The following is a 21,663-nucleotide window of genomic DNA, read 5'->3' as shown; positions in this document are numbered from 1 at the left end:
CACGCAAGGAGACACCATGGCCAACAACCTCGGCATCATCGACCCGCCCATCGACGAGCTCCTCTCGAAGGTCGACTCCAAGTACGCCCTCGTCATCTTCGCGTCCAAGCGCGCTCGCCAGATCAACGACTACTACGCCGACCTGCACGAGGGCAGCCTGTTCGACAACGTCGGACCGCTCGTCGACTCGACCATCGACGACAAGCCGCTGTCGGTCGCTCTGCACGAGATCAACGAGGACAAGCTCGTCGCCCAGCCGCTCGCCGAGTAGCACGGCTCGCGTGCGCACCTCGCGGAAGGCCGTCCGGCGGCTGAACGTCGTCGTCGGCATCACCGGCGGGATCGCCGCCTACAAGGCCGTCGGGGTGGTGCGCGCGCTCGTCCTCGAGGGTCACGACGTCCACGTCGTGGCCACCGAGGCGGCACTGCGCTTCGTCGGCAAGCCGACCCTCGAGGCGATCTCCCGCAACGCGGTCCACACCGAGCTCTACGAGGGGGTCGCCGAGGTCCGCCACGTCGCGATCGGCCAGGCGGCCGATCTGATCGTGATCGCCCCGGCGACCGCGCACACGCTCGCCAAGCTCGCGACCGGCCTCGCTGACGACCTGTTGGGCAACACCGTGCTCGCGAGCACGGCCCCGGTGGTCGTGGCTCCGGCGATGCACACCGAGATGTGGGCGAATCCGGCGACCGTCGCGAACATGGCGACCCTCCGCTCGCGCGGGGTGCACGTCGTCGGCCCGGCGGTGGGGCAGCTCACCGGCACCGACTCCGGAGCCGGCCGCATGGAGGAGCCCGCGACGATCGTCGCCGAGGCGCTCGCGGTGCACGCCCGCTCCTCCGGTGCCCGCCGCGACCTCGAGGGCCTCCGCGTCCTCGTGACCGCCGGCGGCACCCGGGAGCCGCTCGACCCGGTCCGCTTCGTCGGCAATCGCTCCAGCGGCCGGCAGGGCGTGGCGCTCGCGCTCGCGGCCGCGGCGCGCGGGGCCCGGGTGAGCGTCCTCGCCGCGAACCTCGACATCGAGGTGCCCCGCGGGGTCGAGGTGAGTACGGTCGGCACGGCTCTCGAGCTGCGCGAGGCGGTCCTCGCCGCCGTGAAGGACGCCGACATCGTGATCATGGCCGCCGCGGTCGCCGACTACCGGCCCGCGAGCGTCGCCGAGTCGAAGATCAAGAAGGAGCAGCAGGGCGATCGGCTCGTCCTCGAGCTCGTGAAGAACCCCGACATCCTCGCCGAGATCTCCGCGGCGAAGACCGACGGTCAGCTGGTCGTGGGGTTCGCCGCCGAGACCGAGCCCGACCGCGAGGCGATGCTGGAGCTCGGGCGGGCCAAGATCGCGCGCAAGGGCTGCGATCTGCTCGTCCTCAACAGGGTCGGCTGGACCGAGGGTTTCCAGAGCGACAGCAACGCCGTCGTGGTCCTCGATCGGGCCGGCGATATAGTGATCGAGGCTTCCGGCACCAAGTCGTCGGTCGCCGATCGCGTCCTCGACGTGGTCGCGCGCTAGTCGGCACGCCGCCCTCCCGACGGGCAGGTCCGCCGGCTCCGGGAGGTCCGCGCCGCGTCGCCGAGCGGCGCGCACAGGCTCCGGTGCGTGACGACCGACTCGGGTGCTCATCGACTCCGGTGGTCATCGACTCCGCTGCCCACCGCTCGCGGTGCTCACCGATCAGGTGCTCATCGACTCCGTACGAAAAGAGACGCCAGCCATGACCACCTCCGGTCCCCTCCGCCTGTTCACCTCCGAGTCGGTCACCGAGGGCCACCCCGACAAGATCTGCGACCAGATCTCCGACCGGATCCTCGACGCGCTGCTCCGCGAGGACCCGCACAGCCGCGTGGCGGTCGAGACGCTCGTGACGACCGGTCTCGTGCACGTCGCCGGAGAGGTGTCGACCTCGGGGTACGTCGAGATCCCCAAGATCGTCCGCGACACGATCGTCGAGATCGGCTACGACTCGTCCGAGAAGGGCTTCGACGGCCGCTCGTGCGGGGTCTCGGTCTCGATCGGCCAGCAGTCGCCCGAGATCGCCGCCGGTGTCGACACCGCCCTCGAGGTCCGGACCGACGCCTCCGACGACGACGTGTTCGACCGGCAGGGCGCGGGCGACCAGGGTCTGATGTTCGGCTTCGCCACCGACGAGACCCCCGAGTACATGCCGCTGCCCAGCTGGCTCTCGCACCGCCTGGCCGAGCGCCTCGCGGCCGTCCGCAAGTCGGGCGAGCTCGACTACCTCCGTCCCGACGGCAAGACGCAGGTCACGATCGGCTACGAGGGCACGACGCCCCGCTCGATCGACACCGTCGTGCTGTCGACCCAGCACGCCGAGCACGTGAGCACCGAGACGATCCACGCCGACATCGAGGCGCACGTGATCCGTCCGGTCCTCGAGACGGTCGACCTCGACTCCTCCGCGGTGCGCCTGCTGATCAACCCCACCGGCCGCTTCGAGATCGGCGGCCCGCAGGGCGACGCCGGGCTCACCGGCCGCAAGATCATCGTCGACACCTACGGCGGCGCCTCGCGGCACGGCGGCGGGGCCTTCTCGGGCAAGGACCCGTCGAAGGTCGACCGCTCGGCCGCGTATGCGATGCGCTGGGTCGCGAAGAACGCGGTCGCCGCGGGCCTCGCCTCCCGGATGGAGGTGCAGGTCGCCTACGCGATCGGCAAGGCGGCCCCCGTCGGCCTCTACGTCGAGACCTTCGGCACCGGCACCCTTCCCGACGAGATCATCACGGAGGCGATCCGCTCGGTGTTCGATCTGCGGCCCGCCGCGATCATCCACGCCCTCGATCTCCTGCGTCCGATCTACTCGCAGACCTCGGTCTACGGGCATTTCGGCCGCGAGCTGCCCGACTTCACCTGGGAGCGCCTCGACCGCGTCGACGACCTCCGCTCAGCAGCGGGTCTCTCGTAGCGGGCGCGGCGGAGGTGGTGGTCGAGGTCGGTCGCGTCACCGCCGTCGCGCGCGTCCTCCTCGACTCACCGCTCCCGCAGCTCGATCGGCTGCTCGACTACGCGATCCCCGAGCGGATGCTCGAGGAGCTGCGGCAGGGCGTGCGCGTCCGCGTCCCGCTGCGGACGGGCGGCCGCATCGCCGACGCCTTCGTGGTCGAGGTGGGCGAGGGCTCGCAGCACGCGGGTGCGCTGAGCGAGATCGAGGAGCTGGTCTCGCCCGTCGTGGTGCTCACCCCGGAGGTGTGGGCGCTTGCCCGGCGCGTCGCCGACCGGGCGGCGGGCGGGGCGAGCGACGTCCTGCGCCTCGCCGTCCCCCGGCGGCACGTGCGCGTCGAGCGCGCCCACGTCGCCGCCGAGCCGGCGGCTCCCGCACCCCCGATCGAGCCGGGCGGCGTCTCCGGCTACACTCCGGAGGCGTTCGACCCGCTCGCGGACGGCGGCCGACTCGCCGTCGGCGCCGTCCCGACCCCGGTGCAGCTCGCCTCGGGGGAGTGGGTGGGCGGCTGGGCGCTCACCCTCGCCGAGCTGGCCCGCACCGCGCTCGCCACCGGGAGGGACGCGATCCTCGCGGTCCCCGACTACCGCGATCAGGAGCAGCTCGAGCTCGCCCTCGCCGGCACGGTTCCGGCGGAGGCCGTCGTGCGCCTGGACGCCCGCCAGAAGGGCGCCGAGCGCTACGCCGCGTTCCTGCGCTGCCTCACTCCGGGCCCGCGGGTGATCGTCGGCAACCGCTCCGTGCTCTACGCGCCCTCGTCCACCCTCGGGCTGATCGCCCTCTGGGACGACGGCGACCCCCTCTTCGCCGAGCCGCTCACCCCCTACGCGCACGCCCGCGACGTCGCCCTCGTGCGGCAGGAGCAGAGCGGCGCAGGGCTGGTGCTGCTCGGCAACAGCCGCACCGTCGAGGTCGAGCGCCTCGTCGAGATCGGCTTCGCCGCGGAGGTCGAGCCGCGCCCGGCCAGGCGGCCGCACGTGGTGCCGACCGCTCAGCAGTCCGCCGCCGACGAGCACGACGCCGCGGCGCGCATCCCGTCCTCGGCGTGGCGCCAGGCGCGCGTCGGCCTCGACACGGGGCCGGTGCTCGTGCAGGTCGCCCGCCCGGGCTACGCGCCGGTCGTCGCGTGCGCCCGCTGCCGCACCGTCGCGCGCTGCAACCGCTGCCAGGGTCCGCTCGCCGTCCACTCCGCGGGCGCGGCTCCGAGCTGCGGCTGGTGCGGGCTGATCGCGGCGGAGTGGACGTGCCCCGTCTGCGAGGCCACCTCCCTCCGTCTCGTCACCCTCGGGGCCGGGAGGACGGCGGAGGAGCTCGGCCGCGCGTTCCCGGGAGCGAAGGTGATCGTCGCCGACGGCCAGCGGCCGGTGCTCACGCTGCCCGCCGAGCCGGCGCTCGTCGTCGCGACGCGGGGGGCCGAGCCCCGGGCCGACGGCGGCTACCACGCCGTGCTCCTGCTCGACGGCGAGCGGATGCTCGCCCGCGAGAGCCTCCGCGTCGCCGACGACGCCCTGCGCACCTGGTCGAACGCCGCGTCTCTCGCCCGCCCCGGCGCCCCCGTGCTCCTGGTGGGGGTCGGCGGCCGCCTCGCGACCGCGCTGGCCACGTGGCGTCAGGCCGAGTACCTGCGCGGCGAGCTGGTCGAGCGGCGCGCCCTCCGCTTCCCGCCCGCGGTGCGGCTCGCGACGGTCAGCGGCGACTCCGCGGCCGTCGAGGAGGCGCTCCAGGCGCTCGACGAGGCCGATCGCCACGAGGTGCTCGGGCCGGTCGGGCTCGAGGACGGCACGGTCAGGGCGATCGTGCGCTTCGACTACGCTCGCGGTGCGGAGGTGGCCGCCCGCCTCCGGTCGGCGGTGATCCGCAACGCCACCCGCCGCCGCCGCCCGCCGACCACGCCGGGCCGCTTCCGGCCGGCCCCGAAGCTGCGCGTCCGCCTCGACGACCCCGACATCCTCTGATCCCAGGAGCCCCTCGTGCGCCTCGTCTTCGCCGGCACCCCGGCCGCCGCCGTCCCGACCCTGCGCGCCCTCGCCGCCACGGAGCACGAGATCGTCGAGGTGGTGACGCGGGAGGACGCTCCGGTCGGCCGCAAGCGCGTGCTCACGCCGTCACCGGTGGCGACGACGGCGGACGAGCTCGGTCTCGCCGTGATCCGCGCGAACCGTCTCGACGAGGCGGTGACCGATCGGATCGCCGCCCTCGAGCCCGACCTCGGGGTCATCGTCGCCTACGGCGGACTCGTGCGCACCCGCCTCCTCGCCGTGCCGCGGCTGGGCTGGATCAACCTGCACTTCTCGCTCCTCCCGCGCTGGCGGGGAGCCGCCCCGGTGCAGCGGGCGCTGATGGCGGGGGAGCGGACGATCGGCGCGAGCGTGTTCCAGCTCGTCGCCGAGCTCGACGCGGGCGACGTGTTCGCCGAGATCACCGAGGAGGTCGGCGACCGCTCGGCGGGGGAGCTGCTCGACGTGCTCGCGGTCTCGGGCGCCGCGCTCACCGCCTCCGTCGTCGGCGATCTCGCCGCGGGCCGAGCCGTCGCGGTGCCGCAGACGGGAGAGGTCACCCTCGCACCCAAGCTCGACGTCAGCGACGGGCGGATCGACTGGACCGCCCCGAGCGGCCGGGTCCTCGATCTCGTCCGCGGCGTCACTCCCGAGCCGGGGGCCTCCACCGCGGTCGGCGAGCAGCGCCTCAAGGTCCTCTCCGCGCGGCCGGCCGACGCCCCGGCACCGCTCGACGCAGGGCGGGTGCGCCTCGAGGCGGGGCGCGCACTGGTCGGCACGGGCGACGGCGCGGTCGAGCTCGTGACCGTCCAGCCGGCGGGGAAGAACCCCATGCCGGGTGCCGCCTGGGCGCGCGGCCTGCGCGAGAGCACGGTGCTCGCGTGAGCGCGCGCGCCTCGGTCGCGCCCGCGCGCAGGGTCGCCTACGACGTCCTCCTCGCCGTGAGCGGCTCCGACGCCTACGCCAACCTCGTGCTCCCCGCCCGCATCCGCGCCGCCGGCCTCTCGCCCGCCGACGCGGGCCTCGCGACCGAGCTCTGCTACGGCACCCTGCGGATGTCCGGCTACTACGACCGGGTGATCGCGCTGGCGGCCGGCCGCGCGGTCGAGGCGATCGATCCTCCCGTCCTCGACGCCCTGCGGCTCGGGGTGCACCAGCTCCTCGGCACGCGGGTCGCGCCGCACGCCGCCGTGAACGAGAGCGTCGCCCTCGTCGCCTCCGGCTCGTCGAGGGGAGCGGTCGCCTTCGCGAACGCGGTCCTCCGGACGGTCTCGCGCGAGAGCGCCGAGGAGTGGAGCGCGCGTGTCTCGGCCGCGGCCTCCTCCGTCGACGACCGTCTCGCCGCGCTGAGCTCGCACCCGGTCTGGATCGTGAGGGCGCTGCGTCGCGCCCTCGCCGCGGAGGGCGCGGCGGGCGAGCTCGAGGCGCTGCTCGCCTCCGACAACCTCGCCCCCCGGGTGAACCTGGTGGCGCTGCCGGGTCTCGCCGAGCCGTCGGAGCTGCCCGAGGCGACCGCCGACCGCTACTCGCCGGTCGGCGCGGTCAGCATCGGCGGTGATCCGGAGGCGGTCCCCGCGGTCCACGAGGGCCGCGCGCGCGTCCAGGACGAGGGCTCGCAGCTGGCGGCCCTCGCCCTCTCGCGGGCTCGCCCGATCGTCGCCGGCGAGCGCTGGCTCGACCTGTGCGCCGGTCCGGGCGGCAAGGCCGCGCTGCTCGCCGCGGAGGCGCGCGGCGGGGGAGCGACGCTCCTCGCGAACGAGGTGGTGCCGGGACGCGCGGGTCTGGTGCGCCAGGCGCTGGCGGCCGTGGATCCGAGCGTCGAGGTGCGCATCGGCGACGGCCGCGACATCGGCCGCGAGCACCCGGAGGAGTTCGACCGCATCCTGCTCGACGCCCCGTGCACCGGTCTCGGCGCCCTGCGCCGCCGGCCGGAGGCGCGCTGGCGCAAGACCGCCGCCGACGTCGAACCGCTCGCGACCCTGCAGGGCGAGCTGCTCGACGCGGCGCTGCAGGCCCTCGCGCCGGGGGGACTGCTCGCCTACGTCACCTGCTCGCCGCACCTCGGCGAGACGCGACGCGTGCTCGCCCTCGCCCAGGAGCGGCACGCGCTCGAGCTCCTCGACACCCCCGCGATCCTCCGGACCGTCACCCGCGAGCCCCTCCCGCTGCGCGACGGCACCTCGCACGTGCAGCTCTGGCCGCACCGCCACGGCACCGACGCCATGTTCATCCAGGTCCTGCGCCGCTCCGGCTCCTGACCGGGGCGCGCCTAGGCTGGGAGGCATGCCCGCACGGATCAACCCCAGCATCCTGTCCGCCGACTTCGTCAACTTCGAGGCCGAGCTGCAGCGGATCGCGTCGGCCGATCTCGTGCACGTCGACGTGATGGACAACCACTTCGTCCCCAACCTGACCTTCGGACTGCCGATGGTGCAGCGCCTCCAGGAGGTGTCGCCGCGCCCGCTCGACGTGCACCTGATGATCGACGACCCCGACCGCTGGGCGCCCGGCTACGCCGAGACCGGCGCCTACTCGGTGACGTTCCACGCCGAGGCGGCGCGGGACGCCGTCGCCCTCGCCCGCCGCCTCCGCGAGATCGGCGCGCGCGCCGGCATCGCTCTCAAGCCCGGCACGATGGTCGACGACTACCTCGACCTCCTGCCCGAGTTCGACCAGGTGCTCGTGATGACCGTCGAGCCCGGCTTCGGCGGCCAGTCCTTCATGGAGGAGACGATGCCCAAGCTGCGCACCCTCCGCCACGTGGTCGACCGCACCGGGCTCGACGTCTGGCTCCAGGTCGACGGAGGCATCGCCTCCGGCACGATCGAGATCGCCGCGGAGGCGGGCGCCGACACCTTCGTCGCCGGCTCCGCCGTCTTCGGCGCCGACGACCCGGAGGCGGCCATCGCCGCCCTGCGCGACACCGCCACCGCGCACCTGCACCACTGACGCCTGCCCGTGCCGTCTGCAGGTGTGCTGGTGCGACTGCACCTCCTGCAGATCGCACCGGCATCTCCTGCAGACCGCACGGCCACCCCTCCCGGCCCGCACACCGACCGAGCCCCCGCGCCCCGTATAGACTTCCCCGGTGAAAACTTTCGACGACCTCTTCGCTGAACTCGGCGAGAAGGCCGCCGCGCGCCCCGAGGGCTCGGGCACCGTCCGCGAGCTCGACGCCGGCGTGCACTTCATCGGCAAGAAGATCGTCGAGGAGGCCGCCGAGGTGTGGATGGCCGCCGAGTACGAGGGCGACGAGCGCACCGCCGAGGAGATCTCGCAGCTGCTCTACCACCTCCAGGTGCTCATGCTCGCGAAGGGCCTGTCGACGGCCGACGTCTACCGACATCTGTGAGCGTCCCCCCGGTCACCGGGCTGCGTCGCCGCTCCGCTGCGTCGCGCCCGCACACTCAGAGAGGCTCTGCGCCTCCGCTCACCGAATCCCCGTCGAGTCCCAGAGGACGTCTCACCGTGATCCCCGCTGCCACCGCCTTCCGCGCTGACGCCACCGCTCCCACAACCACCGCGCTCCTGCGCGTCGCCGTGCCCAACAAGGGCTCCCTCTCCGAGACCGCCGCCCAGATGCTCGCCGAGGCCGGCTACTCCGGACGCCGCGACCCCAAGGAGCTGCACGTCGTCGACGAGCGCAACGGGGTCGAGTTCTTCTACCTGCGCCCCCGCGACATCGCGACCTACGTCGGCTCCGGCGCGCTCGACGTGGGAGTGACCGGTCGCGACCTCCTCATCGACTCCGGCTCCGAGGCCCGCGAGATCGCCAGCCTCGGCTTCGCCGACTCCACGTTCCGCTTCGCCGGCCCGGCCGGCCGCTACACCGCGCTCGAGCAGATCGACGGCCTGCGCGTCGCGACGAGCTACCCCGGCCTCGTGGGCCGCTTCCTCCGCGAGCACGGCGTCGACGTGACGCTCATCCGCCTCGACGGCGCGGTGGAGTCGGCCATCCAGCTCGGCGTCGCCGACGTGATCGCCGACGTCGTCGAGACCGGGACCACGCTGCGCAAGGCCGGTCTCGAGATCTTCGGTCCGGTCATCCTCGACTCGACCGCGGTGCTCGTCTCGGCCGCGGCGGGTGACGCCGATGGGATCCCCGTCCTCCTCCGCCGGCTGCAGGGAGTCCTGGTCGCGCGCGAGTACGTGCTGCTCGACTACGACTGCCCCGTGTCGCTGCTCGAGGACGCCACCGCGATCGCGCCCGGCTTCGAGTCGCCGACGGTGTCGCCCCTGCACGACGCGGAGTGGGTGGCCGTCAGGGTCATGGTGCCCCGCGCCGACATGAACCAGGTGATGGACCGCCTGTACGACCTGGGCGCCCGCGCGATCCTGGTCACCTCGATCCACGCCGCTCGCCTGTAGGGGAGGAGCCATGACTCTCGCCGTCCGCGTCATCCCCTGCCTCGACGTCGCCGCCGGGCGCGTCGTCAAGGGCGTCAACTTCCAGAACCTGCGCGACGCCGGCGACCCCGTCGAGCTCGCGCGCCTGTACTTCGAGCAGGGGGCCGACGAGCTCACCTTCCTCGACGTCACCGCGACGGTCGACGACCGCTCGACCACCTACGACGTCGTCCGCGCGACGGCCGAGCAGGTGTTCATCCCGCTCACCGTCGGAGGCGGCGTCCGCGGGGTCGACGACGTGTCGCGCCTCCTCGCCCACGGAGCCGACAAGGTCGGGGTCAACTCGGCCGCGATCGCGCGCCCCGAGCTGGTCGGCGAGATCGCCGACGTCTTCGGGGCCCAGGTGCTCGTGCTCTCCCTCGACGTGAAGCGGAGCGACGCCACCGCCTCCGGATTCGTCGTCACCACGCACGGCGGTCGCCGCGAGACGACGCTCGACGCGCTCGCCTGGGCGGCCGAGGCCGTCGAGCGCGGCGCCGGCGAGCTGCTGGTCAACTCCATCGACGCCGACGGCACCAAGCAGGGCTTCGACCTCGAGCTGATCACCGCGATGCGCGAGCTGAGCACCGTCCCGGTGATCGCCTCCGGAGGCGCCGGCGCTGTCGAGCACTTCGCCCCCGCCATCCGGGCAGGGGCGGACGCCGTCCTCGCCGCCTCCGTGTTCCACAATCGGGAGCTGACGATCGGCGACGTCAAGCACGCCCTCGACGACTCCGGGATCGAGATCCGCCGATGACACCCTCCGCACTCGGCGAGGTCCTCGACCGCGCCGCCTTCGACGCGAACGGGCTGCTGCCCGCGATCATCCAGCAGCACGACTCCCTCGAGGTGCTGATGATGGGGTGGATGGACCGCGAGGCCCTCCGTCGCACCCTCACCGAGGGGCGGGTCACCTTCTGGTCGCGGTCGCGACAGGAGTACTGGCGCAAGGGCGACAGCTCCGGGCACGCCCAGTACGTGCGCGGCGCCGCCCTCGACTGCGACGCCGACACGCTCCTGGTCCAGGTCGAGCAGATCGGAGCGGCCTGCCACACGGGCGCGCACGCCTGCTTCGACGTCGACCCGCTCGACCCGGTCTCGGATCTGAGGCCGGGGGAGTGAGCGCTCGGCGCCTGAAATCCTCGGCGATCCTCGCGATCGTCGTCCTCGCCGCGCTCGAGCTGACCTCCTCCACCCAGCCGTGGTTCACGCTGGTTCTCGTCGCCGCGACCGGTGACGGGGAGCGGCTGGAGGTGGCGGGCACCGTCGCGGCGCCGGCGCTGTCGGCCCTCGCCCTGGCCGGGCTCGCCCTGGCCGCGGCCCTCGCGATCGCCGGTCCCGCCTTCCGGATCGTCCTGGGTCTGCTCCAGATCGTGCTCGGCGGATCGGTCGTGCTCGCCGCGAGCACCGCGCTCGGCGACCCGGTGCGGGCGGGCTCCTCGCTGGTGACGGGGGCGACGGCCATCGCCGGTCAGGAGTCGGTCGCGGCTCTCGTCGACTCCAGCTCGTCGACCGCCTGGCCGGTCGTCGCCCTCGTCGCGGGCGCGCTGACCTCCCTGGTCGGGATCGTGGTCCTGGTGACCGTGCGCCGGTGGCCGGATGCGCGCAGGAAGCGCGCCTCCCGGTTCGTGCCGGCCGACGGCTCCGGGCACGGAGGGACCGCCGAGCCGGCGGTCGACGCCGCGGACGGCGAGCGCCCGATCGACCCCGTCGTCTCGTGGGACGAGCTGTCCCGCGGAGACGATCCCACCTCGGGCCGCTGACCCGCGTCCCGGCGGGGCTCCCGGGCACCGCACGCTAGACTGCTGGGGTCCCGATGCACGTCCAGGAGGAGACCCATGAGCACCGAGCACGACGACGACAACCACGGCCACTCGCCTGCAGCGTGGACGGCCGTCGTCATCATGCTGGTCGGCTTCACGATCGGCACGGTCGCGTTCTGGTTCGACGTGCCCCTCGTGGTCTGGCTCTCCGCCGGTCTCGTCGTCGTCGGCCTCCTCGTCGGCATCGTGCTCGCGAGGCTGGGCTACGGCGTCAACGGCGCGAAGGCGAACCCGAAGGCGCGCGCGTAGAGTGCTCGCCGATCTGACCGCGGGCGCGCTGGCCGATGCGGCCCGCCGCCGCGAGAGCGTCCCCCTCGAGATCCTCGAGCGCCGAGCGATCGAGCGCACTCCCGCGCTCGATGCGCTGAGCGCGCTCGCGCCCGCGGACCGGGTCCGCATCATCGCCGAGGTGAAGCGCTCGAGCCCCTCCCGGGGCGCGCTCGCCGCGATCCCCGATCCCGCGCTGCTCGCGGCCCAGTACGAGCTCGGCGGTGCGAGCGCGATCAGCGTCCTCACCGAGGAGCGCCGGTTCAAGGGCTCGCTCGCCGACCTCGAGGCCGTGCGCGCCGAGGTCTCGATCCCGGTGCTGCGGAAGGACTTCGTCGCCGAGCCCTACCAGGTGCTCGAGGCGCGGGCCGCCGGCGCCGATCTCGTCCTGCTCATCGTCGCCGCGCTCGAGCAGAGCGTGCTCGCCGAGCTGCACGAGCTCGTCCTCCAGCTCGGCATGACCCCGCTGGTCGAGACGCACTCGGGCGACGAGCTCGAGCGCGCCGCCGATATCGGCGCCCGCCTCATCGGGGTGAACGCCCGCGACCTCTCGACCTTCGAGCTCGACCGCGACCTCTTCGGGCGCCTCGCCGACCGCTTCCCGTCCGATGCGGTGAAGGTCGCCGAATCGGCGGTCCTCTCCTCCGACGACGTCGCCCACTACCGCCGCTCCGGCGCCGATGTCGTCCTCGTCGGCGAGGCGCTCGTCACCGGCGGCGACCCTGTTTCCACCCTCGCCGGCTTCCTGGCGCACTGATCACTGTTTGGCGGTATCCCCATGGCTCTCCGAGATGAACTCGGACCCTACTTCGGCGACTTCGGCGGGCGCTACGTCCCCGAGTCGCTCGTGGAGGCGCTCGACGAGCTGAGCGCGGAGTACGAGCGCACGAAGGTCGACCCGGGGTTCCAGGCGGAGCTGGCCGAGCTTCACCGCAGCTACACCGGCCGCCCGTCGATCATCACCGAGGTACCCCGGTTCGCCGAGCACGCCGGCGGTGCGCGCATCATCCTCAAGCGCGAGGATCTGAACCACACCGGCTCCCACAAGATCAACAACGTGCTCGGGCAGGCGCTGCTGACGAAGCGGATCGGCAAGACCCGCGTGATCGCCGAGACCGGCGCCGGGCAGCACGGCGTCGCCACGGCGACGGCCGCCGCACTCTTCGGGCTCGACTGCGTCGTCTACATGGGCGAGGTCGACACCGAGCGCCAGGCGCTCAACGTCGCGCGGATGCGGCTCCTCGGCGCCGAGGTGATCCCGGTGACGACCGGCTCGCGCACGCTGAAGGACGCGATCAACGACGCCATGCGCGACTGGGTCACCAACGTCGAGACGACCAACTACATCTTCGGCACCGTGGCGGGCCCGCACCCGTTCCCGGCACTCGTGCGCGACTTCCAGAAGATCATCGGCGAGGAGGCGCGCCAGCAGGTCCTCGAGCTGACCGGCTCCCTGCCCACGGCCGTCACGGCCTGCGTCGGCGGCGGATCGAACGCGATGGGGATCTTCCACGCCTTCCTCGACGACCCGGAGGTGCGCCTCGTCGGCTTCGAAGCGGGCGGCGACGGCATCGAGACCCCACGTCACGCGGCGACCATCAGCAAGGGCCGCCCCGGCGTCCTGCACGGCGCCCGCACCTTCCTCCTCCAGGACGAGGACGGGCAGACGACCGAGTCGCACTCGATCTCGGCCGGCCTCGACTACCCCGGAGTCGGTCCCGAGCACTCCTGGCTCGCGAGCATCGGCCGCGCCGACTACCGCGCCGTGACCGACGCCGCCGCCATGGACGCCCTCATGCTCCTCAGCCGCACCGAGGGCATCATCCCCGCCATCGAGTCGGCCCACGCGCTCGCCGGCACCCTCGAGCTCGGGCGCGAGCTCGGCCCCGAGGCGACCATCCTCGTCAACCTCAGCGGTCGCGGCGACAAGGACATGACGACGGCCGCCCACTACTTCGGTCTGATGGACCAGGGCGCGGTGCAGTCGTGAGCGGGATCGGACCGAGCGTCCTCGACACCGTGCGGCGCCGGAACGACGAGGCGGCGGGCGCGCTGATCGGCTACCTCCCCGTGGGCTTCCCCGACCTCCCCACGAGCATCGACGCCGCGGTCGCCCTCGCCGAGAACGGCGTCGACGCGATCGAGCTCGGTCTGCCCTACTCCGATCCGGTGATGGACGGCCCGGTCATCCAGGAGGCGACGCAGGCCGCGATCGCCGGTGGGTTCCGACTCCGCCACGGCTTCGAGGCGGTGCGCGAGATCCGCGCACGCGTCGACGTCCCCGTGCTCGTGATGACCTACTACAACCCCGTGCTGCAGTACGGGGTCGAGCGCTTCGCCACCGATCTCGCCGAGGCGGGGGGATCGGGTCTGATCACCCCCGACCTCATCCCCGACGAGGGAGCCGAGTGGATCGCCGTGTCGGAGCGCCTCGGCCTCGACCGCGTCTTCCTCGCCGCGCCGTCGTCGACCGACGCTCGCCTCCGCCAGACCGTGGGGGCGAGCCGCGGTTTTGTCTACGCGGTCTCGACCATGGGCATCACCGGTGCCCGCGCCGATGTCGACCGCGCCGCCCGCACGCTCGTCGAGCGTCTGCGCGGAGCCGGCGCCGAGAGCGCCTGCGTGGGAGTCGGCGTCTCGACCGGCGCGCAGGTCGCCGAGATCCTCGCCTACGCCGATGGAGCGATCGTCGGGTCGGCCCTCGTGCGCGCCCTCGCCTCCGGAGGGGTCGACGCGGTCGCCGAGACCGCCAGGGGCCTCGCCGAGGGCACGCGCCGCTGATCGGCGCGCCGACCAGCTCCCACTACAATCGGGATGCCCGCCGGGGCGCGGCAGCGCCGTGCCCCAGGGAAGCCCCCTCTGAAAGGTCGACGTACCGGTGTCCGTACCGCTGAGCATCCCGAGTCCGCCCGAGGCGTGGAGTCAGTACGACTTCTCGCTGTTCGGCCTGACCTTCTCGATCCACACCTACGCCGTGTGCATCCTCCTCGGGATCGTCGTCGCCACGATCATGACGAACGCCCGCCTGGTGCGTCGCGGCGCGGAGCCGTGGGTGGTCCTCGACATCATCATCTGGGCCGTCCCGCTCGGCATCGTCGGGGCTCGCATCTTCCACGTGCTGACCCACCCCGGCGACTACTTCTACTCGGGCGCGGATCCGTGGGAGGTCGTCCGGATCTGGAACGGCGGCAACGCGATCTTCGGCGGACTGATCGGCGGAGCCGTCGGCGCCTGGATCGGCTGCCGTTGGACGGGAGTGCGCTTCTGGACCTTCGCCGACGCCCTCGCCCCCGGGATGCTGGCCGCGCAGGCGATCGGGCGCATCGGCAACTGGTTCAACCACGAGCTCTTCGGTCTCCCGACGACGCTGCCGTGGGGGCTCGAGATCGAGTCGAGCAATCCCGCCTTCCCCGTCGGCCTGCCCGCGGGGACGCTGTTCCACCCGACGTTCCTCTACGAGATCGTCTGGAACGTCATCGGCATCGCGGTCATCCTGCTGCTCGAGCGCCGGCTGAAGCTGCAGTGGGGAACCGTCTTCGCCGCGTACCTGATCTGGTACGGCGTCGGCCGCACGTGGTTCGAGTCGATCCGGATCGATCCCAGCGAGATCTTCTGGGGCATCCGCACGAACGTCTGGGCGGCGCTCGTCGCCGTCGTGATCGGACTGCTGCTGATCGTCATCCAGCGCCGCGAGCACACGGGTGGCGAACCCTCGCCTTACCGGCCCGGACGCGGGTGGACGCCCGCCCCGGCTGCGGTAGAATTCGAGGACGTCGACTCCGATTCGGCCGAACCCACCACTGCAGATTCCGGCGACGACGCCGAGAAGACGACGGTCTCCCGCACCTGACGGAGGCCACGGGAGAACCCGTGACCCCCGCCCGATGCCCGACAACCGCACGGTCGACCCTCGGGGCCGGCGCCACAAGCGCCGACCCGGGTCCTGGCCACGCGGGCGCGCCCGACGGCGCGCGATGCTCACGCCGTGCCACCCACGACGCCAGCTGCTTCACGGAACGGCACGACACGGCCCTCGCGATCGGGGAGCCGCTCCCCATCACCACCGCGGGCCAGCGACGTCCCGATCCGCCACAACTCTCGTGAGGACGGTTCCCATGGCACCCGCCCAGCCCTCGCCCCGTGTCCCCGCCGTGCCGTTCCTCGGCACCCCGGCGGCCCAGGGGATGTACGACCCGTCCGCCGAGAAGGACGCGTGCGGCCTGGCGATGGTCGCCACGATGCGCGGCACCGCCGGACACGACATCATCGACCTCGCACTCGAGGCGCTCCGCCACCTCGAGCACCGCGGCGCCGTCGGCTCCGACGCGGGCACGGGTGACGGGGCGGGCATCATCACGCAGATCCCCGACGACTTCCTCCGCGCCGTCGCCCCGTTCGACCTCCCGGTCGTCGGCCGGTACGCGGTGGGCAACGCCTTCCTCCCGGTCGACGTGTTCGAGCGCGAGCGGGTCAAGTCGACCATCGCCGAGATCGCCCGCGAGGAGAACCTCTCGGTCCTGGGCTGGCGGTCCGTGCCCGTGCAGCCCGACGAGATCGGCACCCTCGCCCGCGCCGCGATGCCGGCGATCGAGCAGCTCTACGTCATGAGCGAGCTGACCGACGACAGCGGCTCGCCGCTCGCCTCCGTGCGCCTGGACCGGCTGACCTTCCGCCTCCGCAAGCGCGTCGAGCGCGAGCTCGAGGTGTACTTCATGTCTCTCTCGAGCCGCACGATGGTCTACAAGGGCATGGTGACGACCCTCCAGCTGGAGCCGTTCTACCCCGACCTCTCGGACGAGCGCTTCGCGTCGAAGCTCGCCCTGGTGCACTCGCGCTACTCGACGAACACGTTCCCGTCCTGGCCGCTGGCCCAGCCGTTCCGGATGATCGCGCACAACGGCGAGATCAATACGGTGCAGGGCAACCGCAACTGGATGCGCGCCCGCCAGTCGCAGCTGAAGAGCCCCGCCCTCGGCGACCTCTCGCCGCTGTTCCCGATCGTCTCGCCCGGTCGCAGCGACTCCGCCTCGTTCGACGAGACCGTCGAGCTGCTCAACCTCGCCGGCCGCTCGCTGCCGCACGCGATCATGATGATGGTCCCGGAGGCGTGGGAGAACCAGGCCGCCGCCATCGACCAGAAGCGCCGCGCGTTCTACGAGTACCACTCGATGCTCATGGAGCCGTGGGACGGCCCGGCCGCCATCGTCTTCACCGACGGCGAGCTCGTCGGCGCCACCCTCGACCGCAACGGCCTGCGCCCCGGCCGCTACGTCGTCACCGACGACGGCCTCGTCGTGCTCGCGAGCGAGATCGGCGTGCTCGACATCGACCCCGCGAAGATCGTCCGCAAGGGGCGCCTCCAGCCGGGGCGCATGTTCCTGGTCGACACCGAGCAGGGCCGCATCGTCGAGGACGAGGAGATCAAGGCGCAGCTCGCCGACTCCGCGCCCTACGAGAAGTGGCTCGACGACGGCCGCATCAACCTCAAGGACCTGCCCGAGCGCGAGCACATCGTGCACACCCCCGCCTCGGTCAACCGCCGTCAGCGCACCTTCGGCTACACCGAGGAGGAGGTCCGCCTCCTCCTGCTGCCGATGGCGAAGGCCGGAGCCGAGCCGCTCGGCGCCATGGGGTCCGACACCCCGGTCGCCGTGCTGTCCAAGCGACCGCGCCTGCTCTTCGACTACTTCACCCAGGCGTTCGCGCAGGTCACCAACCCGCCGCTCGACTCCATCCGCGAGGAGGTCGTCACCTCGCTGCGTCTCGGCCTGGGGCCGGAGCGGAACCTCCTCTCCTCCGGTGCCGAGCACGCCCGCCAGGTCGTCCTCGACTTCCCGGTGATCGACAACGACGAGCTCGCCAAGATCCAGCACATCGCGCCCCGCCCGCTGAGCCACATCACCACGACGATCCGCGGGCTCTACCGCGTCGACGCCGGCCCCCGCGCCATGCAGGACCGGATCGACGAGATGTGCACCGAGGCCGACGAGGCGATCGCGGCCGGTGCGCAGTTCCTCGTGCTGTCCGACCGCGACTCCACGAAGGACCTCGCGCCGATCCCGTCGCTGCTGATGCTCGCGGCCGTGCACCACCACCTGATCCGCACCGAGAACCGGATGCGCGTCGGGCTGGTCGTCGAGGCCGGGGACGTACGCGAGGTGCACCACGTCGCCACGCTGATCGGCTACGGCGCCTCCGCGGTGAACCCCTACCTCGCCATGGAGACCTGCGAGGACCTGGTGCGCAGCGGCATGCTCTCGGACATCTCGCCCGAGAAGGCCGTGAAGAACGTGATCAAGGCGCTCGGCAAGGGCGTGCTGAAGATCATGTCGAAGATGGGCATCTCGACCGTGTCGAGCTACGCCGGAGCGCAGACCTTCGAGGCGGTCGGCCTCAGCCAGCAGTTCGTCGACCAGTACTTCACCGGGACCGTCTCGAAGCTCGGCGGCATCGGGATCGACGTGGTGGCCGAGGAGAACGCCGCCCGGCACCGCGCCGCCTACCCCGAGGACGGCGCCGTCATCGCCCACGAGCGGCTCGCCGTCGGCGGCGAGTACCAGTGGCGCCGCGACGGCGCACCGCACCTGTTCAACCCCGACACGGTATTCCGCCTGCAGCACTCGACCCGCAACCGTCGCTACGACGTGTTCCGCGAGTACACGAAGATGGTCGACGACCAGTCGACGTCGCTGATGACGCTGCGCGGCATGTTCGCGCTCGACACCGCGGGCCGGACGCCGATCCCGATCGACGAGGTCGAGCCGGTCGAGGCGATCGTCAAGCGCTTCTCGACGGGGGCGATGAGCTACGGCTCCATCTCGCCGGAGGCGCACGAGACGCTGGCCATCGCGATGAACCGCCTCGGCGGCAAGTCGAACACGGGCGAGGGCGGCGAGGACACGGAGCGCCTGCTCGACCCCGAGCGCCGCTCCGCGATCAAGCAGGTCGCCTCCGGCCGCTTCGGCGTCACCAGCATGTACCTGACCCACGCCGACGACATCCAGATCAAGCTCGCGCAGGGTGCGAAGCCCGGCGAGGGCGGTCAGCTGCCGCCGACGAAGGTCTACCCCTGGATCGCGCGCACCCGCCACGCCACCGCGGGCGTCGGCCTCATCTCGCCGCCCCCGCACCACGACATCTACTCGATCGAGGACCTCAAGCAGCTGATCTTCGACCTCAAGCGGGCGAACCCCTCGGCGCGCATCCACGCCAAGCTCGTCAGCCAGTCGGGCATCGGAGCGGTCGCCGCGGGCACCGCGAAGGCCCTCGCCGACGTGATCCTGGTCTCGGGCCACGACGGCGGCACCGGCGCCAGTCCGGTGAACTCGCTCAAGCACGCGGGGACCCCGTGGGAGCTCGGACTCGCCGAGACGCAGCAGACGCTCATGCTCAACGGCATGCGCGATCGCGTCGTCGTGCAGGTCGACGGGCAGATGAAGACCGGTCGCGACGTCGTCATCGGCGCGCTCCTGGGCGCCGAGGAGTTCGGCTTCGCGACGGCTCCGCTGATCGTCGAGGGCTGCATCATGATGCGCGTCTGCCACCTCGACACCTGCCCGGTGGGCGTCGCGACGCAGAACCCGGAGCTGCGCAAGCGCTTCTCGGGCAAGCCGGAGTTCGTCGTCAACTTCTTCGAGTTCATCGCCCAGGAGGTGCGGGAGTACCTCTCGCAGCTCGGCTTCCGGAGCATCGACGAGATCGTCGGCCACCGCGAGCTGCTCGACGTGAACCAGGCGATCGAGCACTGGAAGGCGAGCGGTCTCGACCTGACGCCGATCCTCGTCGGCCCCGTCTTCTCGGCCGAGGAGCCGCGCCGCCACGGCCGCGCTCAGCAGCACGAGCTCGAGCACCACTTCGACAACGAGCTGATCCGGCGCGCAGCGAACGTGCTCGACCACCGCGGCACCGTCGTGATCGAGCGCGAGATCAGGAACACCGAGCGCGCCGTCGGCACGATGCTCGGGCACGAGGTGACCGTCCGCTACGGCGAGAACGGGCTGCCGGCCGACTCGATCACGGTGATCCTCCGGGGCTCCGCCGGTCAGTCGCTCGGCGCTTTCCTGCCCGCGGGGATCACGCTGCGGCTCGAGGGCGACTCGAACGACTACGTCGGCAAGGGGCTCTCGGGCGGCCAGATCGTCGTGCGGCCCGACCGTCTCAGCACGTTCGACGCGTCGGCCAACGTCATCGCGGGCAACGTCATCGGCTACGGGGCGACCCAGGGCACGATGTTCATCCGCGGCATGGTCGGCGAGCGCTTCCTGGTCCGCAACTCCGGAGCGACCGCGGTCGTCGAGGGCGTGGGCGACCACGCGCTCGAGTACATGACGGGCGGTCTCGCGGTGATCCTCGGGGCGACCGGGCGCAACCTCGGCGCCGGCATGTCCGGTGGCACCGCCTACATCCACGACCTGCAGCGCGAGCTCGTCAACCGCGACGCTCTCGCGTCGGGCGAGCTGACGCTCTCGGAGCTCGGCAGCGCCGACGTGGAGATCCTGCGCGACCTGCTCGAGCGGCACGTCGCCGAGACCGAGTCGACCCTGGCCCAGGGGATGCTCGACGATTTCGACGGAACCGTCTCGCGTTTCGTCAAGGTACTGCCCCGCGACTTCGCGGCGGTGCTCGCTACGCGGGCATCGGCGCTGGAGGAGGGGCTCGATCCCGACGGCGAGGTCGTCTGGGGACGGATTCTGGAGGTGACCGGTGGCTGATCCCAAGGGATTCCTGAAGGTGCAGGACCGGGAGCTGCCCAAGCGGCGCCCGGTGTCCGTCCGCCTGATGGACTGGAAGGAGGTCTACGAGCAGGGCGACTCCGCCGTCCTGCGTCGGCAGGCCGGCCGCTGCATGGACTGCGGCATCCCGTTCTGCCACAAGGGCTGCCCGCTCGGGAACCTGATCCCCGAGTGGAACGACCTGATGTGGCGCGGCGAGGGCCGTCAGGCGATCGAGCGCCTGCACGCGACGAACAACTTCCCCGAGTTCACGGGCCGGCTCTGCCCGGCCCCGTGCGAGTCGTCGTGCGTGCTGGGGATCAACCAGCCGGCGGTCACGATCAAGCAGATCGAGGTCTCGATCATCGATCAGGCCTTCAACAACGACTGGGTGCAGCCGCACCCGCCGGAGCGCCTCACCGGCAAGACCGTCGCCGTCGTCGGCTCCGGGCCCGCCGGTCTCGCCGCCGCGCAGCAGCTCACCCGCGCCGGGCACACCGTCGCGGTCTACGAGCGCGACGACCGCATCGGGGGCCTCCTGCGCTACGGGATCCCCGACTTCAAGATGGAGAAGAAGCACCTCGAGCTGCGTCTGAACCAGATGAAGGCCGAGGGCACGCGCTTCCGCGCCGGCGTCGACATCGGCTCCGACATCACGTGGGACGATCTCCGCGCGCGCTACGACGCCGTCGTGGTCGCGACGGGAGCACTCGTGCCGCGCGACCTGCCGATCCCGGGGCGCGACCTCTCCGGAGTGCACTTCGCCATGGAGTACCTGGTGCAGTCGAACCACGCCATCGCCGGCGACCGGGTGTTCGAGCAGATCTCGGCCGAGGGCAAGCACGTCGTGGTCCTGGGCGGAGGCGACACCGGAGCGGACTGCATCGGCACCGCCCACCGCCAGAAGGCCGCCTCCGTGACCAACCTCGCGATCGGCAAGCAGCCGCCGTCGGAGCGCCCCGAGGGCCAGCCCTGGCCGATGGACCCCACAGTGTTCGAGGTCTCGAGCGCCCACGAGGAGGGCGGCGAGCGGATGTTCCTCGCCTCCACCGTCGAGTTCCTCTCCAACGAGGTGGGCGAGGTCCGCGCGGTCCGCGTGGCCGAGACCGAGTACCTCGACGGCCGACGCGTCCCGAAGGCCGGCACCGAGCGCGAGATCCCGGCCGACCTGGTCCTGCTCGCCCTCGGCTTCACGGGACCGGAGTCGCACCAGCTCTCCGGTCAGCTCGACGTGCCCTTCACCGACCGCGGCAACGTCGACCGCGGAGCCAACTTCGAGACCAGCGTCCCCGGCGTGTTCGTGGCCGGCGACGCCGGTCGCGGGCAGTCCCTGATCGTCTGGGCGATCGCCGAGGGCCGCTCCGTGGCGGCCGAGGTCGACCGCTACCTCGAGGGCACGACCCAGCTCCCCGCACCCGTCGGCCCGAACGACCGGGGCTTCACGCTGTAGTCGCGGGGACGCGATAGTCTCTGCCCGCCAGCATCCAGCTCACCCTCCCCGCTAACGACGCGCCTCCGGGCGCA

19 protein-coding genes are annotated in these 21,663 nt (G+C 72.3%); all 19 read left to right on the top strand.

The features are described from left to right. Positions 1-16: 16 nt before the first annotated feature. Positions 17-271: a DNA-directed RNA polymerase subunit omega gene (rpoZ, locus tag B9Y99_RS08080; RefSeq protein ID WP_055791825.1), complete on the top strand. Its 255-nt coding sequence runs from the start codon at positions 17-19 to the stop codon at positions 269-271. A 40-nt stretch (positions 272-311) separates the two neighbouring features. Then, positions 312-1,508 carry a bifunctional phosphopantothenoylcysteine decarboxylase/phosphopantothenate--cysteine ligase CoaBC gene (gene coaBC / locus B9Y99_RS08075; protein ID WP_085476312.1) on the top strand — a complete coding sequence of 399 codons (1,197 nt, stop codon included), beginning with the start codon at positions 312-314 and terminating at the stop codon, positions 1,506-1,508. Positions 1,509-1,710: 202 nt separating this feature from the next. Next, positions 1,711-2,919 carry a methionine adenosyltransferase gene (gene metK, locus B9Y99_RS08070; RefSeq protein ID WP_085475968.1) on the top strand — a complete coding sequence of 403 codons (1,209 nt, stop codon included), beginning with the start codon at positions 1,711-1,713 and terminating at the stop codon, positions 2,917-2,919. Between the two features lie 17 nt (positions 2,920-2,936). Further along, positions 2,937-4,910 carry a primosomal protein N' family DNA-binding protein gene (locus tag B9Y99_RS08065; protein WP_085475967.1) on the top strand — a complete coding sequence of 658 codons (1,974 nt, stop codon included), beginning with the start codon at positions 2,937-2,939 and terminating at the stop codon, positions 4,908-4,910. 15 nt (positions 4,911-4,925) lie between these two features. Continuing rightward, positions 4,926-5,837, top strand: a complete 912-nt coding sequence (locus tag B9Y99_RS19165; protein WP_085475966.1) for a methionyl-tRNA formyltransferase — start codon at positions 4,926-4,928, stop codon at positions 5,835-5,837. Further along, complete coding sequence (locus tag B9Y99_RS08055) at positions 5,834-7,210, top strand: RsmB/NOP family class I SAM-dependent RNA methyltransferase (protein ID WP_244274799.1); 1,377 nt, start codon at positions 5,834-5,836, stop codon at positions 7,208-7,210. Before B9Y99_RS19165 ends, B9Y99_RS08055 begins: the two co-directional genes overlap by 4 nt. 25 nt (positions 7,211-7,235) lie before the next feature. After that, on the top strand, positions 7,236-7,901 hold the full coding sequence (gene rpe, locus B9Y99_RS08050) for a ribulose-phosphate 3-epimerase (protein ID WP_085475965.1): 666 nt from the start codon (positions 7,236-7,238) through the stop codon (positions 7,899-7,901). Between the two features lie 139 nt (positions 7,902-8,040). Continuing rightward, complete coding sequence (locus B9Y99_RS08045) at positions 8,041-8,304, top strand: phosphoribosyl-ATP diphosphatase (RefSeq protein WP_056042887.1); 264 nt, start codon at positions 8,041-8,043, stop codon at positions 8,302-8,304. A 119-nt stretch (positions 8,305-8,423) separates the two neighbouring features. Next, the gene (hisG, locus tag B9Y99_RS08040; protein WP_208856920.1) at positions 8,424-9,320 is read left to right on the top strand and encodes an ATP phosphoribosyltransferase; all 897 of its coding nucleotides are present in this window, start codon (positions 8,424-8,426) and stop codon (positions 9,318-9,320) included. Positions 9,321-9,330: 10 nt separating this feature from the next. Beyond that, positions 9,331-10,095, top strand: a complete 765-nt coding sequence (gene hisF, locus B9Y99_RS08035) for an imidazole glycerol phosphate synthase subunit HisF (protein ID WP_085475964.1) — start codon at positions 9,331-9,333, stop codon at positions 10,093-10,095. Then, positions 10,092-10,460, top strand: a complete 369-nt coding sequence (gene hisI, locus B9Y99_RS08030) for a phosphoribosyl-AMP cyclohydrolase (RefSeq protein WP_085475963.1) — start codon at positions 10,092-10,094, stop codon at positions 10,458-10,460. The genes hisF and hisI overlap by 4 nt, the downstream gene beginning before the upstream one ends. Beyond that, entirely contained in the window at positions 10,457-11,101 is a 645-nt protein-coding gene (locus B9Y99_RS08025; protein WP_085475962.1) for a Trp biosynthesis-associated membrane protein, read from the top strand. The genes hisI and B9Y99_RS08025 overlap by 4 nt, the downstream gene beginning before the upstream one ends. Before the next feature lie 75 nt (positions 11,102-11,176). Further along, on the top strand, positions 11,177-11,410 hold the full coding sequence (locus B9Y99_RS08020) for a DUF6704 family protein (protein WP_085475961.1): 234 nt from the start codon (positions 11,177-11,179) through the stop codon (positions 11,408-11,410). 1 nt (position 11,411) lies between these two features. Beyond that, positions 11,412-12,185: an indole-3-glycerol phosphate synthase TrpC gene (gene trpC / locus B9Y99_RS08015; protein ID WP_085475960.1), complete on the top strand. Its 774-nt coding sequence runs from the start codon at positions 11,412-11,414 to the stop codon at positions 12,183-12,185. A 21-nt stretch (positions 12,186-12,206) separates the two neighbouring features. After that, on the top strand, positions 12,207-13,418 hold the full coding sequence (trpB, locus tag B9Y99_RS08010) for a tryptophan synthase subunit beta (protein ID WP_085475959.1): 1,212 nt from the start codon (positions 12,207-12,209) through the stop codon (positions 13,416-13,418). Then, positions 13,415-14,209, top strand: coding sequence for a tryptophan synthase subunit alpha (trpA, locus tag B9Y99_RS08005; RefSeq protein WP_085475958.1), 795 nt, complete (start codon positions 13,415-13,417; stop codon positions 14,207-14,209). The genes trpB and trpA overlap by 4 nt, the downstream gene beginning before the upstream one ends. Before the next feature lie 97 nt (positions 14,210-14,306). After that, positions 14,307-15,278 carry a prolipoprotein diacylglyceryl transferase gene (gene lgt, locus B9Y99_RS08000; RefSeq protein ID WP_425298476.1) on the top strand — a complete coding sequence of 324 codons (972 nt, stop codon included), beginning with the start codon at positions 14,307-14,309 and terminating at the stop codon, positions 15,276-15,278. A 265-nt stretch (positions 15,279-15,543) separates the two neighbouring features. After that, complete coding sequence (gltB, locus tag B9Y99_RS07995; RefSeq protein ID WP_085475957.1) at positions 15,544-20,139, top strand: glutamate synthase large subunit; 4,596 nt, start codon at positions 15,544-15,546, stop codon at positions 20,137-20,139. Further along, positions 20,132-21,589: a glutamate synthase subunit beta gene (locus tag B9Y99_RS07990; protein ID WP_085475956.1), complete on the top strand. Its 1,458-nt coding sequence runs from the start codon at positions 20,132-20,134 to the stop codon at positions 21,587-21,589. The genes gltB and B9Y99_RS07990 overlap by 8 nt, the downstream gene beginning before the upstream one ends. The last annotated feature ends 74 nt before the right edge of the window (positions 21,590-21,663 follow it).

The organism is Rathayibacter oskolensis (genome assembly GCF_900177245.1).
GTDB classification, from domain to species: Bacteria; Actinomycetota; Actinomycetes; order Actinomycetales; family Microbacteriaceae; genus Rathayibacter; species Rathayibacter oskolensis.
The sequence above is the reverse complement of the archived record's forward strand: the minus strand, read 5'-3'. Positions and strand labels throughout refer to the sequence as shown.

Excerpts from the sequence above, each read along its gene's own strand:
- hisI (WP_085475963.1), top strand. The coding sequence starts at position 10,092 with ATGACACCCTCCGCACTCGGCGAGGTCCTCGACCGCGCCGCCTTCGAC.
- hisF (WP_085475964.1), top strand. The coding sequence starts at position 9,331 with ATGACTCTCGCCGTCCGCGTCATCCCCTGCCTCGACGTCGCCGCCGGG.
- gltB (WP_085475957.1), top strand. The coding sequence starts at position 15,544 with ATGGCACCCGCCCAGCCCTCGCCCCGTGTCCCCGCCGTGCCGTTCCTC.
- B9Y99_RS08020 (WP_085475961.1), top strand. The coding sequence starts at position 11,177 with ATGAGCACCGAGCACGACGACGACAACCACGGCCACTCGCCTGCAGCG.
- rpoZ (WP_055791825.1), top strand. The coding sequence starts at position 17 with ATGGCCAACAACCTCGGCATCATCGACCCGCCCATCGACGAGCTCCTC.
- rpe (WP_085475965.1), top strand. The coding sequence starts at position 7,236 with ATGCCCGCACGGATCAACCCCAGCATCCTGTCCGCCGACTTCGTCAAC.
- metK (WP_085475968.1), top strand. The coding sequence starts at position 1,711 with ATGACCACCTCCGGTCCCCTCCGCCTGTTCACCTCCGAGTCGGTCACC.
- trpB (WP_085475959.1), top strand. The coding sequence starts at position 12,207 with ATGGCTCTCCGAGATGAACTCGGACCCTACTTCGGCGACTTCGGCGGG.